The sequence below is a fragment of the Pseudomonas frederiksbergensis genome (genome assembly GCF_900105495.1).
GTDB classification, from domain to species: domain Bacteria; phylum Pseudomonadota; class Gammaproteobacteria; order Pseudomonadales; family Pseudomonadaceae; genus Aquipseudomonas; species Aquipseudomonas frederiksbergensis.
Genome location: NZ_FNTF01000002.1, coordinates 5,590,480 through 5,605,888, shown reverse-complemented (window position 1 = coordinate 5,605,888; position 15,409 = coordinate 5,590,480). Strand labels below are relative to the sequence as shown.

Here is a 15,409-nt window from a genome sequence, read left to right as displayed (position 1 = left end):
GTTTTTATCCAGGGAATGCTCATGGACACCAAATTGCTCGATATCCTCGCTTGCCCGGTCTGCAAAGGCCCGCTCAAGCTCAGTGCCGACAAAACCGAGCTGATCAGCAAGGGCGCAGGCCTGGCTTACCCGATTCGCGACGGCATCCCGGTGATGCTCGAAACCGAAGCCCGCACCCTGACCACCGACGAGCGTCTGGATAAATGACCACAGCCTTTACCGTTGTCATTCCATCGCGCTACGCCTCCACTCGCTTGCCGGGCAAGCCGCTGTTGCTGATCGCCGGCAAGCCGATGATCCAGCACGTCTGGGAACAGGCGAGCAAAAGCAGTGCGCAACGCGTGGTGGTGGCCACTGACGATGCGCGCATCGTCGAGGCCTGCAAAGGGTTTGGCGCTGAAGTGGTGCTGACCCGCGAAGATCACAATTCCGGCACCGACCGTTTGGCCGAAGTCGCCGCGAAACTGGGCCTGGCGCCCGACGCCATTGTGGTCAACGTCCAGGGTGACGAACCGCTGATCCCGCCGAGCGTGATCGACCAGGTGGCTGCCAACCTGGCCGCCCACACCGAAGCGCGCATGGCCACGCTGGCCGAGCCGATCGAAGATGTGGAAACCCTGTTCAATCCCAATGTGGTCAAGGTTGTCAGCGACCTTAATGGCCTGGCGCTGACCTTCAGTCGTGCCACGTTGCCGTGGGCCCGGGACGCGTTCGCCAAAAGCCGCGAGCAATTGCCGGAAGGCGTGCCCTATCGTCGCCACATCGGCATCTATGCCTACCGCGCCGGTTTCCTGCATGACTTTGTCAGCTGGGGACCTTGCTGGCTGGAAAATACTGAATCCCTGGAACAGCTGCGTGCCCTGTGGCATGGCGTGCGGATTCACGTCGCCGACGCGCTGATCGCACCGCCGACCGGCGTCGATACCATCGAAGACCTTGAGCGCGTTCGTCGCCTGCTGGAGGCCTGATGCGGGTTTTGTTTGTCTGCCTGGGCAACATCTGCCGTTCACCCACGGCCGAAGGCGTGTTGCGACACAAACTGCGCGAGGCGGGGCTGGCCGATCAAATCGAAGTCGCCTCCGCGGGTACCGGTGACTGGCACGTCGGCAAGGCGCCGGACAAGCGCAGCCAGGCGGCAGCCAGGCTGCGCGGTTATGACCTGTCCGCCCAGCGCGCACAGCAAGTGTCCCGCGCCGATTTCGCCACCTACGACCTGATTCTGGCGATGGACCACAGCAACCTGCGCAACCTCGAGGCCATGCAACCGGCCAAGGGCAAAGCCGAGCTGGACCTGTTTTTGCGGCGGTACCAGTCGGAAATCGATGAAGTGCCGGATCCGTACTACGACGGTGACCAAGGTTTTGAACAGGTGCTGGACCTGATCGAGCGCGCCAGTGATTTGCTGGTGATCGAATTGAAGGGACGGCTATGAGTTTGCTGGTCCAACCCCGGGTTTCGCTCAAGCCGTTCAACACCTTTGGCGTCGATGTTCAGGCCCGGCTGTTTGCCGAGGCTCATAACGATGCCGACGTGCGTGAAGCCCTGGCTTATGCGGTGGAGCATGACGTGCCGTTGCTGGTGATTGGTGGTGGCAGCAACCTGCTGCTAACGGCCGATATCCAGTCGCTGGTGCTGCGCATGGCCACCCGCGGGATTCGCATCCTGAGCGATGACGGCAGCAAAGTCGTGATCGAAGCCGAGGCCGGCGAGCCTTGGCATCCGTTCGTGCAACACACCCTGGCGCTGGGGTTGTCGGGGCTGGAGAACCTCAGCCTGATCCCCGGCACTGTCGGTGCGGCACCGATGCAGAACATCGGCGCCTACGGCGTGGAGATCAAGGACGTATTCGCCGGCCTGACCGCGCTGGATCGCCAGACCGGCGACTTGCGGGATTTCACTCTGGAAGAATGTAACTTCGCCTACCGCGACAGCCTGTTCAAACAGGAACCGGGGCGTTGGTTGATCCTGCGGGTTCGTTTCATCCTGGACCGCGCCGCGCACCTGCATCTGGAGTACGGCCCGGTGCGTCAGCGCCTGACCGAGCAAGGTATCGATCACCCGACCGCCACCGATGTCAGCCAGGCGATTTGCAGTATCCGCAACGAAAAGCTCCCGGACCCGGCAGTGCTCGGCAATGCCGGCAGCTTCTTCAAGAATCCGTTGGTGCCAGCGGCGCTCGTCGCGCAACTCAAAGGTGAATACCCGGATCTGGTGGCCTACGCGCAACCCGACGGGCAGATGAAACTGGCGGCGGGGTGGCTGATCGAGCGGGCCGGCTGGAAAGGTTTCCGTGAAGCCGATGCCGGCGTGCATAAATTGCAGGCATTGGTGCTGGTCAACTACGGCAACGCGACGGGCCTGCAATTGCTGAACCTGGCGCAACGCATTCAGAAAGACATTTCAGAACGTTTTCATGTCGATCTGGAAATGGAGCCCAATCGGTATTGAGGCTACGCTTTCAAGACTGATCTCAAAGCCCTGCACACGTTTAACGGTGCAGGGCTTTTTTGTTAATGCTGGGTTAACTTAGCCACCTAACGATGCAAACGTTTGCTCCACCAAAGGCCCGATGCAGACGCTACCGTCCGCATAAGAGAGCCCATTTAGCCTGAGCCGATCTGCGTGATGCCAACCGCCAACCTTTGGCGGCAGATTGCTCGACCCCATAACCGATAACTATGCGGGCGTGCCCATGATTACCCTGAAGCTCAATGGTCAAGACCATCAACTCGACGTCACCGAGGACATGCCGCTGCTCTGGGCAATCCGCGACGTGGCCGGTTACAACGGCACCAAATTCGGCTGCGGCATGGGCCTGTGCGGCGCGTGCACCATTCATATCGACGGCGCCCCGGCGCGCAGTTGCATCACGCCGATCGGTTCGGTGGTCGGGCAGAACGTCACTACAATCGAAAACCTGCACGCCGATCCGGTCGGGCAAGTCGTCCAGCAAGCCTGGCTCGACACCGCCGTCGCCCAGTGCGGTTTCTGTCAGGGCGGGCAGATCATGTCCGCCACGGCGCTGCTCAAGACCCACCCGAACCCCAGCGACGAACAGATCGAAGAGGCAATGGTCGGCAATATTTGCCGCTGCGGCACGTACAACCGCATCAAGACCGCCATCCGCCAGGCATCCACTCACCTGAAGGAGGCCAAGGCATGAGTCAGTTACCGAATGATTTCGCGCTGAGCAACTTCAGTCGCCGCGGTTTCCTCAAAGGCGTTGGCGCCACCAGTGCATTGGTTTTAGCGGCGAGCTGGGGCTGGCAAGACGCTTTCGCCGCCGAGAAAGAGAAGAAATTCGGCGCCGATGGCATGCCCAACGGCTGGATCGATGATCCCAAGGTGTACGTCAGCATCGCCGCTGACGGCAGGGTGACCGTGGTCTGCAACCGCTCGGAAATGGGCCAGGGTGTGCGCACCAGCCTGACGATGGTGGTGGCCGATGAACTGGAAGCCGACTGGGCGATGATGAAGGTGCAACAGGCGCCGGGCGACGAAGTGCGCTTCGGCAACCAGGACACCGATGGCTCGCGCAGCATGCGCCACTGGTACGAGCCGATGCGTCGCTGCGGTGCTGCCGCGCGGACCATGCTTGAACAAGCCGCTGCCGAACAGTGGAAAGTGCCGGTCGGCGAATGCCATGCGCAACTGCATAAAGTCATCCATAAGCCGACCGGCCGTGAATTGGGTTACGGCGCCTTGGCCGCCGCAGCCGGTGCGTTGGCAGTGCCGGCGCGTGACAGCCTGCGACTCAAGCAACCGTCGGAATTCCGCTACATCGGCAAGGAAGGCGCCAAGGCCATCGACGGTGTCGACATCGTCAACGGTCGCGCCATTTACGGTGCAGACGTGCATTTCGACGGCATGCTCTACGCCACTATTGCGCGTCCTGCGGTGTACGGCGGCAAGGTCAAGTCCGTCGACTCCAGCGCCGCGATGAAAGTCCCGGGCGTGATCAAGGTCATTCAGATCGAAAATCGGCCACTGCCGCTGGAGTTTCAACCGCTGGGCGGCGTGGCCGTGGTCGCCAGTAATACCTGGGCGGCGATCAAGGGCCGCGAAGCGCTGAAAATCGAGTGGGACGATGGCCCCAACGCCAGTTACGACTCGATCGCCTACCGCAAGGAAATTGAGGCAGCCTCCCTCAAACCCGGCAAAGTGGTGCGCAATACCGGCAATATCGACGAAGCCATGAGCAGTGCCGACAACACCGTCGAGGCCTCCTATTACCTGCCGCATCTCACGCAAGCACCCATGGAGCCGATGGTCGCCATCGCCCGCTTCAAGGACGGTGTGTGCGAAGCCTGGGCCCCAAGCCAGGCCCCCCAAGTCACTCGCGAACGTATTGGCGAGCGCCTCGGCATTCCGTTCGATAACGTCACCTTCAACGTCACCTTGCTGGGCGGCGGTTTCGGGCGTAAATCCAAACCGGACTTCATCATCGAAGCAGCCATCCTCGCCAAGGAGTTCCCCGGCAAGGCCGTGCGGGTGCAATGGACCCGTGAAGACGACATCCACTGCTCCTATTTCCACACGGTATCCGCCGAGTACCTGAAAGCCAGCCTGAACAAGGACGGCCTGCCGTCCGGCTGGTTGCACCGCACCGTGGCGCCGAGCATCACCGCGCTGTTCGCGCCGGGCATGAACCACGAGGCGGCCTTCGAACTGGGCATGGGTTTCACCAACATGGCTTACGCGATTCCGAACGTGCGCCTGGAAAACCCCGAAGCGACGGTCCATACCCGGGTCGGCTGGTATCGCTCGGTGTCGAACATTCCACACGGTTTTGCGATTCAGAGCTTTGTCGATGAGCTGGCGCACAAGGCCGGCCAGGATCCGCTCAAGTACCAGATCAAATTGCTTGGTCCGGACCGGCAGATTGATCCGCGCACCTTGAGTGAAGAGTGGAACTACGGCGAATCCCCCGAGCGTTATCCGATCGACACCGCGCGGATGCGCACGGTACTGGAAACCGCAGCCAAAGCCGCCGGTTGGGGCCGTGAGTTGCCCAAGGGCCGAGGCCTGGGCCTGGCGGTGCATTACAGCTTCGTGACTTATGTGGCGGCGGTGATCGAGGTCGAAGTCAAAGACGACGGCACGCTGATCGTGCACAAGGCTGACATCGCGGTGGATTGCGGACCGCAGATCAACCCCGAGCGGATTCGCTCGCAGTTCGAAGGCGCCTGTGTCATGGGCCTGGGCAACGCGGTGCTGGGGGAAATCAGCTTCAAGGACGGCAAGGTCCAGCAGGACAACTTCCACATGTACGAAGTGGCGCGCATGTCCCTGGCGCCGAAGGAAGTTGCGGTGCATCTGGTCACACCACCAGGCAATGTGCCATTGGGCGGGGTCGGTGAACCTGGCGTGCCGCCGATTGCGCCGGCGCTGTGCAATGCAATCTTTGCCGCCACCGGCAAGCGCATCCGCAACCTGCCGGTTCGCTATCAGCTGCAAGGTTGGCAGAAGGCGCAAGCCTGATGGACAGCGTCGATCTGAACGTCCTGCGCAGCGTGCTCGAATGGCGCCGCGCTGGTCAGCGGGTGGTGTTGTACAGCGTGGTCCAGACCTGGGGCACCGCGCCTCGGGCTCCTGGCGCCATGCTGGCCTTGCGTGAAGACGGCGTGGTGATTGGCTCGGTGTCCGGTGGTTGTGTCGAAGACGATTTGATTGCCCGGCTGCACGACGGTCGTATTCCTGCCGATGGGCCGCCGGTGCAGTTGATCACTTACGGCGTCACCCGTGAGGAGGCGGCACGCTTCGGTTTGCCGTGCGGCGGCACCCTGCGCCTGACCGAGGAACGGGTCGGCGATCCGGCATGGGTCGCCGAGTTGCTGGCGCGCTGCGAGGCGCATGAAATCGTGGCTCGCTCGCTGAGTGTCGAGACGGGTGAAGTCACGCTGCAACCGGCTGACAAGACGGATGTGCTGACGTTCGATGGCAAGACATTGCGGGCCATTTACGGTCCGCGTTGGCGGCTGTTGCTGATCGGTGCGGGGCAGTTGTCCCGGTATGTCGCCGAGATGGCGCGGCTGCTGGATTTCGAAGTGCTGATCTGCGATCCGCGTACCGAGTTCGTTTATGGCTGGGAAGAGCAGCACGGGCGCTTTGTTTCGGGCATGCCCGATGACGCAGTGCTCAGCATCCAGACTGACGAGCGTACGGCCATCGTCGCGCTGACCCACGATCCTCGCCTCGATGACATGGCGCTGCTCACTGCTTTGGACTCCAAGGCGTTTTATGTCGGTGCGCTGGGGTCGCGGGTCAACAGCTTGAAGCGCCGGGACAATCTGGCTCAGCTAGGCTTGTCACAAGAGGCTATCGCTCGGTTGCACGGCCCGATCGGTTTGCACATTGGCAGCCACACGCCGGCGGAAATCGCCTTGTCGCTGCTGGCCGAAATCGTCGCGATCAAGAACGGTGTCGAGCTCAAGCAGAAGAAGCTGTTGCAGGAGGTGGTATGAGCGAACCCATCGGCGTCGTTGTGCTGGCAGCAGGGCAGGGCCGTCGGTTTCGACAGGAGGCCGGTGTCGAGCGGGACAAGCTGGTGGCGGATTGCACGGGGCGCGACGGCGCTGTGCATTCGATGATCGAGCAAGTGCTGGTGAATTTGCCGGCTTCTCTTGAGAAGCGCGTCCTGGTGACCACTGTGGATCGACCGCAAGTGATCCGCATGGCCAAGGCTTATGGTTGCGAGATTGTGCTGATCGAATCGACCGGCATGGGCGACAGCATCGCGGCCGGGGTGGCGGCGTGTCCGCAGCTCGGTGGCTGGCTGATTGTGCTGGGGGATATGCCGTTCATCCTTCCATCGAGTATTGAGCGCGTGGTGGCGGCGATTGCAGATGACGCTGTCAGTGTTCCGGTGCATCAAGACGAGTATGGGCATCCGGTGGGATTTGGGCGCAGCTTTGGTGCCGCGTTGATGGCGTTGTCCGGTGATCGAGGCGCCAAGGCGTTGTTTGCGCAGGCCCGGGTGGTCGAGGTAGCCGTGGACGATCCCGGGGTGTTGTGGGATGTGGATGTGCCAGAGAAGTTGACCTTCAAGTAGCCTTGGAACAGATTCCCTGTGGGAGCGAGCCTGCTCGCGATAGCGTTGGATCAGCGTGCATAAATATCGAATGTTAAACCGCCATCGCGAGCAGGCTCACTCCCACAGAGGGGGATGTTCATGGACATAAAAAAGCCCCGCCTGGATCACCAGGCGGGGCTTTTTATTAGCCGATGGAATCAGACGAGAGGTTTAGGCTCGTGTTCTTTTTCCAGGGCTTGTTCGTGTTGCTCTACCGCTTCCTGAACGGAGCGCGGTGCTTCGTCGATCGCGGATTCCACGGGTTCGGCAGCAGCGACTTCAGCAGTCGGGGCAGGTGCTGCCTCGACGACTTCAGCGACAACCGGTGCTGTTTCGACAGCAGCCGGAGCAGCAGCGGCAGCCAGTTCGGCTTCCTTCTGCAGACGCTCCTCTTCACGCTTGCGGCGACGCACTTCACGTGGGTCGTTCGGCGCACGGCCACTTGGCGTCAGGGCGCTGACAGGGGCAGCTTCGACTTGCGGTGCGGCCACTTCGGCAACAACCGGTGCTTCAACCACTGGAGCAGGCTCTGCAGCAGCAACCACTGGCTCGGACACCATGGCTTCGGCTTCCGGCGCTTCGGCGACAGGTGGCTCGGCAACCCAGTTGAACGCCGTTTGCTCTTCGCGAACTTCACGGACAGCTTCGGTTACTGTTTCGCTGGCTGTTTCGGCAACCGGTTCTGCGCTAACCACTGGCTCAGCGGCAGCTTCAACGACAGGCTGTGCTTCACGAACCGGAGCCACTTCGATTTCCGGAGCAGCGGTGGCTTCGACCGGAGTCGTTGCTTCAACCACTGGCGCTTCCACTGGAGCAGTTTCCAGGGTGGCGGCAGTCGCGCGTTCGGCTTGCTCGTTAGCCTGTGCTTCGGCTGGAGCGCTGATCACGGTGCTGGCAACAGCTGCGGTAACAGCCAGGCCGGCGGCCAGATCGGCAGCGCTTGGGGCTTCGCTGGTTTCAGCAGCTTCGTTACCTTCGGCGGACTCGGATTCTTCCGAACCTTCGATCACATTACCGTTGGCATCGCGCTGACGCTCACGACGGTTGCTGCGACGACGCTGGCCACGGGAGCGGCGGCGTGGACGATCGCCTTCGGCGCCATCCTGACCGTCTTCCTGCGGTTGCTCTTCGTTGGTAACCAGTTCTTCTTCAGCTACTGCGGCGGCTTGCTCGGCACGTGGCTGACGTTCTTCACGCGGTGGGCGTGGAGCACGTTCTTCACGTGGCTGGCGGGCTGGACGCTCTTCAGCGGTAACAGCGGCGGCCGGAGCGGCATCCAGAGGCTCGCGCAGTTCACGGACCGGACGCTCTTCACGATCGCCACGTGGCTTGCGATCTTCGCGAGGAGCGCGCGGTGCACGTTCTTCACGCGGGGCGCGTGGTGCGCGCTCTTCACGTGGAGCGCGTTCTTCGCGGGCGACTGCTACTGCTGGCGTTTCTTCGCGGGCTTCGCGGGGCTCACGCGGTGCGCGTTCTTCACGCGGTGCACGTTCCTCGCGAGGCTTGCGTTCTTCATCGCGGCGACCATTACGGTTGCGGCTCTGCTGACGGCCGTTGCGACGCTCTTCGTTGCGGGCCGGACGCTCGGTGGTCGCCGGTTTTTCAACCACCACCGGAGCAGCAGGCTCTTCCTTGGTCGCGAACAGGCTGACCAGCGACTTCACCAGGCCTTTGAACAGGCTTGGCTCTGGCGCGGCGGCCGGTGCGGCAACAGGTGGGGCAGCGACGACTTCGGTCGGAACCGGAGCGTTGGCGCGAGCCGGAGCCGTCTTGACCGCGGCTTCCTGGCGAACCAGGGTGCGGGTCGCAGCGGCTGGCTGGACTTCTTCGACTTCGGCAGCGGCAGCAGCGATTTCGTAGCTGGACTGGCCGACCGCGGCTTCCGGGCTGTCATCGCGCAAACGCTGCACTTCGAAGTGCGGCGTTTCGAGGTGATCGTTCGGCAGAATGACGATGCGGGCGCGGGTGCGCAGTTCGATCTTGGTGATCGAGTTGCGTTTCTCGTTGAGCAGGAACGCGGCGACCGGGATCGGCACCTGGGCGCGAACTTCGGCGGTGCGGTCTTTCAGGGCTTCTTCTTCGATCAGGCGCAGGATCGCCAGCGACAGCGATTCAACATCACGGATGATGCCGGTGCCGTTGCAACGCGGGCAAACGATGCCGCTGCTTTCGCCCAGGGATGGACGCAGGCGCTGACGGGACATTTCCAGCAGGCCGAAGCGCGAGATGCGACCGACTTGCACGCGAGCGCGGTCGGCTTCCAGGCATTCGCGGACTTTTTCTTCCACGGCGCGCTGGTTCTTGGCAGGGGTCATGTCGATGAAGTCGATGACGATCAGGCCGCCGATGTCGCGCAAGCGCAACTGACGGGCGATTTCTTCGGCGGCTTCAAGGTTGGTCTGCAGAGCGGTTTCTTCGATGTCGCTGCCTTTGGTGGCGCGCGCCGAGTTGATGTCGATGGACACCAGGGCTTCGGTCGGATCGATAACGATGGAACCACCGGAAGGCAGTTCAACGACGCGCTGGAAAGCGGTCTCGATCTGGCTTTCGATCTGGAAACGGTTGAACAGCGGAACGCTGTCTTCGTACAGCTTGATCTTGCTGGCGTACTGCGGCATCACCTGGCGAATGAAGGTCAGGGCTTCGTCCTGTGCTTCAACGCTGTCGATCAGCACTTCGCCAATGTCCTGGCGCAGGTAATCGCGGATGGCGCGGATGATCACGTTGCTTTCCTGGTAGATCAGGAACGGCGCGGAGCGATCCAGCGAGGCTTCTTTAATAGCGGTCCACAGTTGCAGCAGGTAGTCGAGGTCCCACTGCATTTCTTCGCTGCTGCGGCCCAGGCCGGCAGTGCGAACGATCAGGCCCATGTCGGCTGGGGCAACCAGGCCGTTCAGGGCTTCACGCAGTTCGTTGCGCTCTTCACCTTCGATGCGACGGGAAATACCGCCGGCACGCGGGTTGTTCGGCATCAGAACCAGGTAACGACCGGCCAGGCTGATGAAAGTGGTCAGGGCTGCGCCCTTGTTGCCACGTTCTTCTTTTTCGACCTGAACGATGACTTCCTGGCCTTCGCTCAGGACGTCCTTGATGTTGACGCGGCCTTCGGGGGCTTTCTTGAAGTATTCGCGGGAGATTTCTTTGAGGGGCAGGAAGCCGTGGCGCTCAGAGCCGAAATCGACAAAGGCAGCCTCCAGGCTTGGTTCGATGCGAGTAATCCGGCCTTTATAGATGTTGGCCTTTTTCTGCTCGCGTGCACCGGATTCGATGTCCAGGTCGTAGAGGCGTTGGCCATCTACCAGTGCAACGCGCAACTCTTCGGGTTGAGTTGCGTTAATCAGCATTCTTTTCATGTAGTACCGTCGGTTTCCGGGCTGCCGGAAACGGCGTTCGGCACACACGACTTCTCATGGTCGGTGTCAGGTGCGTCAGGAGTGGTTGGACACTCCAGTGTCTAGCGAACCCCGACCAATTGGGCCGGCGTCGCGACGTACGCGTCCTGCTTGCTGTGGCTACTTAAGCACTCAGTCAGGAGGAGGAATCAACCAGCGGCTGTGGACGAGATGAAGCGTCTTGATAAAGCCTATTGCTACACAGTCCAGCGGTTGTGCATCTCCACCCTACACGTATCCCTGATAATTCGGGTGCTGCCGCGCGCAGAATCCGCAGCGGGTTGGCATTTACCGTGAGCTCCGAAAGGGGAGGTCACGCATCATGGCTAATTTAGGCGTTGTTTCCGCAGCGTTCGCTCGGGTTTGTTCGTAGCTGACTGCACTTTGTGAACTGGCCATGAATATTTGCTCGCAAGGCGAGTGAAAACTCTGCTTTGCGGCATGCTTCAGGCCTCATGTCACCTGCGCTCGTTACAACTGCAAACTCTACCGTTTCGTAGCGAAAGCCTCGTAGGACGGCCTCTCGTCCTCGTGAATTGCGTTGGTCAGGGCCGGTTTTTGACCGTTAGTCCGCTGTCCAGGCCACTTTTGGCGGCGTTCGCGACTATAGCAGCAATGATTAAGTGCTTCAATTCCATAAAAAATTGTTATCATCCGCGCCATGACGACTACAGCCCCTTCGACCCCAGCCGTACAACTGCTGGAGGTCTCGCCGGAATATGCCGGCCAACGAATTGACAACTTCCTTCTCGCTCGGCTCAAAGGCGTGCCCAAGACCTTGATTTACCGCATTTTGCGCAAAGGCGAAGTGCGAGTGAACAAAGGTCGGATCAAGCCCGAATACAAGCTGCAGGCGGGCGATATCGTGCGCGTGCCGCCGGTTCGCGTGCCTGAGCGCGACGAACCGGTACCGCTGGCACAAGGCCTGCTACAGCGCCTCGAAGCCTCGATTGTGTTCGAGGACAAGGCGTTGATCGTGATCAACAAGCCTTGCGGCATTGCGGTCCACGGTGGCAGCGGACTGACTTACGGGGTGATCGAAGCCTTTCGTCAGTTGCGTCCCGATTGCAAGGAGCTCGAATTGGTTCACCGTCTCGACCGTGACACCTCCGGCCTGCTGATGATCGCCAAGAAGCGCAGCATGCTGCGTCACTTGCACACGGCATTGCGTGGCGATGGCGTCGACAAGCGCTACATGGCGCTGGTTCGCGGCAACTGGGCGGCCTCGATCAAGCAAGTCCGGGCGTCGCTGGGCAAGAGCAATCTGCGCTCCGGCGAGCGTATGGTCGAAGTTGACGAGGAGGAGGGCAAAGAGTCCGTGACCGTGTTCAAGGTCCTGCGTCGTTTTGGCGACTTCGCTACCCTGATCGAAGCCAGGCCGATCACTGGCCGGACTCACCAGATCCGCGTTCACACCTTGCACGCCGGGCATTGCATTGCCGGTGACACCAAGTACGGCGATGAAGGCTTCAGCAAAGAGATTCGTGACCTGGGCGGCAAGCGCCTGTTCCTGCACGCCTACCTGCTGACTGTGCCGCTGCCGGATGGCGGTGAGCTGAAGTTGCAGGCGCCAGTCGACGAGATGTGGGCCAAAACTGTGGAGCGCCTGAGTGCACCCATCTGACTGCAAGCTGCTGATTTTCGATTGGGACGGCACGCTCGCCGACTCCATTGGTCGAATTGTCGAGTCGATGCATGTCGCATCCGAGCGCTCCGGTTTTCAGTTGCGCGATGATTTTGCTGTCAGGGGGATCATCGGTCTGGGCTTGCCGGAGGCGATTCGTACGTTGTATCCGGAAATCGGCGACGACGAATTGGTGGCCTTCCGTCAGCACTATGCTGATCACTACATCGCCTCGGAAGCCGTGCCTTCGCCGTTGTTCGAAGGGGTGGTCGAGTCGATGGAGGCGTTCCGTGCAGAGGGTTATCACTTGGCGGTCGCGACCGGCAAGGCTCGTCGCGGGCTGGATCGGGTGTTGAAGTCTCACGGTTGGGAAGATTATTTCGACATTACCCGCGCGGCCGACGAAACCGCCAGCAAGCCCCATCCGCTGATGCTCGAGCAGATCCTCGCTCACTGTGAGGTTCGCCCGGAGCAGGCGTTGATGGTGGGGGACTCGTCCTTTGACTTGCAGATGGCGCGCAATGCGGGCATGGATTCGGTGGCCGTCAGCTACGGCGCGCAATCGATCGAAGCGTTGAAATTATTCGGGCCGACACTGGCCATTGATCGTTTTTCAGAATTGCATGCCTGGCTGAGTCAGCGGGTTTAACAGGTTTTTGCTGGGGTAAATGTCATGACCGACGAATGGAAAGCGCCCGCCAAGGCAAGCGTAGAGAGCGGTGACGAGAAAAGCTGGAAGCTGCTGGAAAAGACCATGCTGGCCAGCGTGCAGGAGCAGCGCCGGTCCCGTCGCTGGGGGATTTTCTTCAAGCTGCTGACTTTTGTGTACCTGTTTGGCGCGTTGGTCCTGTTCACGCCCCTGATGGACATGGAGAAAGCCGCCACCCTCAGTGGCAACTACACCGCGCTGATCGACGTGACCGGCATGATCGCCGACAAGGAACCTGCCAGCGCTGACAACATCGTCGGCAGCCTGCGTGCAGCGTTTGAAGACAAGAAGGTCAAGGGTGTCATCCTGCGAATCAACAGTCCGGGTGGCAGTCCGGTGCAGTCAGGCTACGTCTATGACGAAATCCGTCGTTTGCGCGGCCTGCATCCGGACACCAAGCTTTACGCGGTGATCTCGGATTTGGGTGCTTCCGGTGCTTACTACATCGCCAGTGCGGCGGATCAGATCTATGCCGACAAGGCGAGCCTGGTGGGTTCCATTGGTGTGACCGCAGCCGGTTATGGCTTTGTCGGGACCATGGAGAAGCTGGGTGTCGAGCGTCGTACTTACACCTCGGGCGAGCACAAATCGTTCCTTGATCCGTTCCAGCCGCAGAAGCCTGAAGAAACCCGGTTCTGGCAGGGTGTGCTCGATACCACTCATCAGCAGTTCATCAGCAGCGTCAAGAAAGGTCGTGGCGACCGTCTCAAGGACAAGGAACATCCAGAGTTGTTCTCCGGGTTGGTCTGGTCGGGCGAGCAAGCGCTGCCGCTGGGTCTGATCGATGGTTTGGGGAATGCCAGTTCGGTGGCACGTGACGTGATCGGCGAGAAAGAGCTGGTGGATTTCACCGTTCAGGAATCGCCGTTCGACCGCTTCTCGAAAAAACTCGGTGCCAGTGTGGCTGAGCATCTGGCGATGTGGATGGGCTTCCAGGGGCCTTCGTTGCGCTGATCGCCTTCGGCATAAAAAACCGGCCCAAGTGGCCGGTTTTTTAATGTCTGCACGATCCCTGTAGCAGCTGGCGAAGCCTGCGTTCGAGTGCGCAGCGCTCGCCAAACCATGCGCCGCAACCTTTCAGATAGACCGTGCAATCCGGATTTGCGAGCGCTGCGCACCCGAACGCAGGCTTCGCCAGCTGCTACACAATTGCGGTGTTCAGTAGGTTGCGCGCACGCAGGCTTCGTCAGCTACAGGGTGGTCAGGGGATTTGCACACCTTCGGCCAGCAACATGTCCACCAGGCGAATCAAGGGCAGGCCGATCAGGCTGGTAGCGTCAGGGCCTTCGGTGCTTTGAAACAGGCTCACCCCCAAACCTTCGGCTTTGAAGCTGCCAGCGCAGTCGTAGGGCTGTTCGGCGCGCAGGTAGCGTTCGATGCGTGCCTGATCGAGCGAGCGCATGTGTACGGTGAACGGCACGCAGTCGACCTGGCATTCACCCGTCTGGCTGTTGAGCAGGGCCAGGCCGGTAAGGAAGGTCACGCTGGCACCGCTAGACGCCAGCAATTGTTCGCGGGCCTTTTCGAAGGTGTGCGGTTTGCCGATAATCCGCTCGCCGAGCACCGCAACCTGGTCGGAGCCGATAATCAGGTGGGCGGGGTGACTGCTGGCCAGCGCGCGTGCTTTTTCCTCTGCAAGACGCTTTACCAGCTCGACGGCAGACTCACCCGATCGGTGGCTTTCGTCGATATCCGGCGAGCTGCAGGTGAACGGCAGCTGCAGGCGGGCCAGCAATTCCCGGCGATAAACCGAGCTTGAAGCGAGTAATAAAGGCAGCATGCGCATCTCCAGAAGACAGGCGCGAATTCTAGCGGAGGCTTGCAAGTGACGGACAGGGCTGAATTTCCTTTGACATGGCTGGGGGCATCCCTATAATGCTGCGCCTATGTTGAATGACCCGATTCCACCTCACGTTGACCCGCGCAAATTGGCTGATCGTGGCACCACCCTTCAAGGTGAACTGCTGCTGGCCGATTTGGAGAGACTCTGCGACCCGCTTTCCGACACTGTCGGTACGGTGCAGGCTAAATTCGTTTTTGAACGAGATGAACGTAAGTCTGTGGTAATCCACAGTTTTATCGACACCGAAGTCAAAATGGTTTGCCAGCGTTGTCTTGAGCTGGTCACCCTGCCGATCCATAGCGAATGCAGTTATGCTGTGGTGAAGGAGGGTGCGAATACCCAGTCGTTGCCGAAAGGTTATGACGTGCTGGAACTGGGCGAAGATCCATTGGATCTGCAGTCACTGATCGAGGAGGAGCTTCTGCTCGCCTTGCCCATTGTGCCTGCTCATCATCCGGAAGAATGCCAGCAGCCGGCGGGTCTCGATGAGCCCGAACCGAGCGAGGACGAGGTAACGCGGTCCAACCCGTTCAGTGTATTGGCGCAGTTAAAGCGTGACCCAAACGTTTAGGAGTTAATCAATTATGGCTGTTCAGCAGAACAAAAAATCCCGCTCTGCCCGTGACATGCGTCGTTCGCACGACGCCCTGACGGCAAGCACTCTGTCTGTAGAAAAAACCACCGGTGAAATTCACCTGCGTCACCACGTATCGCCAGAAGGCGTATACCGTGGCCGTAAAGTGATCGACAAGGGCGCTGACGAGTAATC

15 protein-coding genes are annotated in these 15,409 nt (G+C 60.6%); 13 read left to right on the top strand and 2 right to left on the bottom strand.

What is annotated here, in order from left to right; translation table 11 throughout:
- The first annotated feature begins 21 nt into the window (after nt 1-21).
- The 8 genes from BLW70_RS26370 (at nt 22) to BLW70_RS26335 (ending at nt 7,051) form a co-directional block, all read left to right on the top strand.
- Nucleotides 22-207 (top strand): Trm112 family protein, encoded by a 186-nt coding sequence (locus BLW70_RS26370; RefSeq protein WP_007945752.1) that lies wholly within the window; start codon nt 22-24, stop codon nt 205-207.
- On the top strand, nt 204-968 hold the full coding sequence (gene kdsB / locus BLW70_RS26365; RefSeq protein WP_074879009.1) for a 3-deoxy-manno-octulosonate cytidylyltransferase: 765 nt from the start codon (nt 204-206) through the stop codon (nt 966-968). The genes BLW70_RS26370 and kdsB overlap by 4 nt, the downstream gene beginning before the upstream one ends.
- The gene (locus BLW70_RS26360; RefSeq protein ID WP_074879007.1) at nt 968-1,432 is read left to right on the top strand and encodes a low molecular weight protein-tyrosine-phosphatase; all 465 of its coding nucleotides are present in this window, start codon (nt 968-970) and stop codon (nt 1,430-1,432) included. Before kdsB ends, BLW70_RS26360 begins: the two co-directional genes overlap by 1 nt.
- Nucleotides 1,429-2,448, top strand: a complete 1,020-nt coding sequence (gene murB, locus BLW70_RS26355; protein WP_074879005.1) for a UDP-N-acetylmuramate dehydrogenase — start codon at nt 1,429-1,431, stop codon at nt 2,446-2,448. The genes BLW70_RS26360 and murB overlap by 4 nt, the downstream gene beginning before the upstream one ends.
- A gap of 244 nt (nt 2,449-2,692) precedes the next feature.
- A complete protein-coding gene (locus BLW70_RS26350; protein WP_074879003.1) occupies nt 2,693-3,163 on the top strand; it encodes a (2Fe-2S)-binding protein in 471 nt (156 codons plus the stop codon).
- Complete coding sequence (locus BLW70_RS26345) at nt 3,160-5,481, top strand: xanthine dehydrogenase family protein molybdopterin-binding subunit (RefSeq protein ID WP_074879001.1); 2,322 nt, start codon at nt 3,160-3,162, stop codon at nt 5,479-5,481. Before BLW70_RS26350 ends, BLW70_RS26345 begins: the two co-directional genes overlap by 4 nt.
- Nucleotides 5,481-6,464: an XdhC family protein gene (locus BLW70_RS26340; RefSeq protein ID WP_074878999.1), complete on the top strand. Its 984-nt coding sequence runs from the start codon at nt 5,481-5,483 to the stop codon at nt 6,462-6,464. Before BLW70_RS26345 ends, BLW70_RS26340 begins: the two co-directional genes overlap by 1 nt.
- The gene (locus tag BLW70_RS26335; RefSeq protein WP_074878997.1) at nt 6,461-7,051 is read left to right on the top strand and encodes a nucleotidyltransferase family protein; all 591 of its coding nucleotides are present in this window, start codon (nt 6,461-6,463) and stop codon (nt 7,049-7,051) included. The genes BLW70_RS26340 and BLW70_RS26335 overlap by 4 nt, the downstream gene beginning before the upstream one ends.
- A 179-nt stretch (nt 7,052-7,230) precedes the next feature.
- Here the strand turns inward: BLW70_RS26335 and rne are convergent, their stop codons facing one another.
- Nucleotides 7,231-10,425, bottom strand: a complete 3,195-nt coding sequence (gene rne, locus BLW70_RS26330; RefSeq protein ID WP_074878995.1) for a ribonuclease E — start codon at nt 10,423-10,425, stop codon at nt 7,231-7,233.
- A 700-nt stretch (nt 10,426-11,125) separates the two neighbouring features.
- On the opposite strand from rne, the gene rluC reads away from it, so the two are divergent.
- Genes rluC through BLW70_RS26315 form a run of 3 tightly spaced genes read left to right on the top strand, consistent with a single transcriptional unit; the run spans nt 11,126 to nt 13,751 of the window.
- The gene (gene rluC / locus BLW70_RS26325) at nt 11,126-12,088 is read left to right on the top strand and encodes a 23S rRNA pseudouridine(955/2504/2580) synthase RluC (RefSeq protein ID WP_074878993.1); all 963 of its coding nucleotides are present in this window, start codon (nt 11,126-11,128) and stop codon (nt 12,086-12,088) included.
- Entirely contained in the window at nt 12,075-12,737 is a 663-nt protein-coding gene (locus BLW70_RS26320; protein WP_074878991.1) for an HAD-IA family hydrolase, read from the top strand. Before rluC ends, BLW70_RS26320 begins: the two co-directional genes overlap by 14 nt.
- A gap of 24 nt (nt 12,738-12,761) precedes the next feature.
- Nucleotides 12,762-13,751: a S49 family peptidase gene (locus tag BLW70_RS26315; RefSeq protein WP_074878989.1), complete on the top strand. Its 990-nt coding sequence runs from the start codon at nt 12,762-12,764 to the stop codon at nt 13,749-13,751.
- 247 nt (nt 13,752-13,998) lie between these two features.
- Here BLW70_RS26315 and BLW70_RS26310 read toward each other — a convergent pair whose 3' ends face one another.
- Nucleotides 13,999-14,577, bottom strand: coding sequence for a Maf family protein (locus BLW70_RS26310; protein WP_074878987.1), 579 nt, complete (start codon nt 14,575-14,577; stop codon nt 13,999-14,001).
- Between the two features lie 106 nt (nt 14,578-14,683).
- Between BLW70_RS26310 and BLW70_RS26305 the strand changes: the two genes are divergently transcribed.
- Nucleotides 14,684-15,211, top strand: a complete 528-nt coding sequence (locus tag BLW70_RS26305) for a YceD family protein (RefSeq protein WP_004371317.1) — start codon at nt 14,684-14,686, stop codon at nt 15,209-15,211.
- A 13-nt stretch (nt 15,212-15,224) separates the two neighbouring features.
- Nucleotides 15,225-15,407, top strand: a complete 183-nt coding sequence (gene rpmF, locus BLW70_RS26300) for a 50S ribosomal protein L32 (RefSeq protein ID WP_008152339.1) — start codon at nt 15,225-15,227, stop codon at nt 15,405-15,407.
- Nucleotides 15,408-15,409 lie beyond the last annotated feature (2 nt).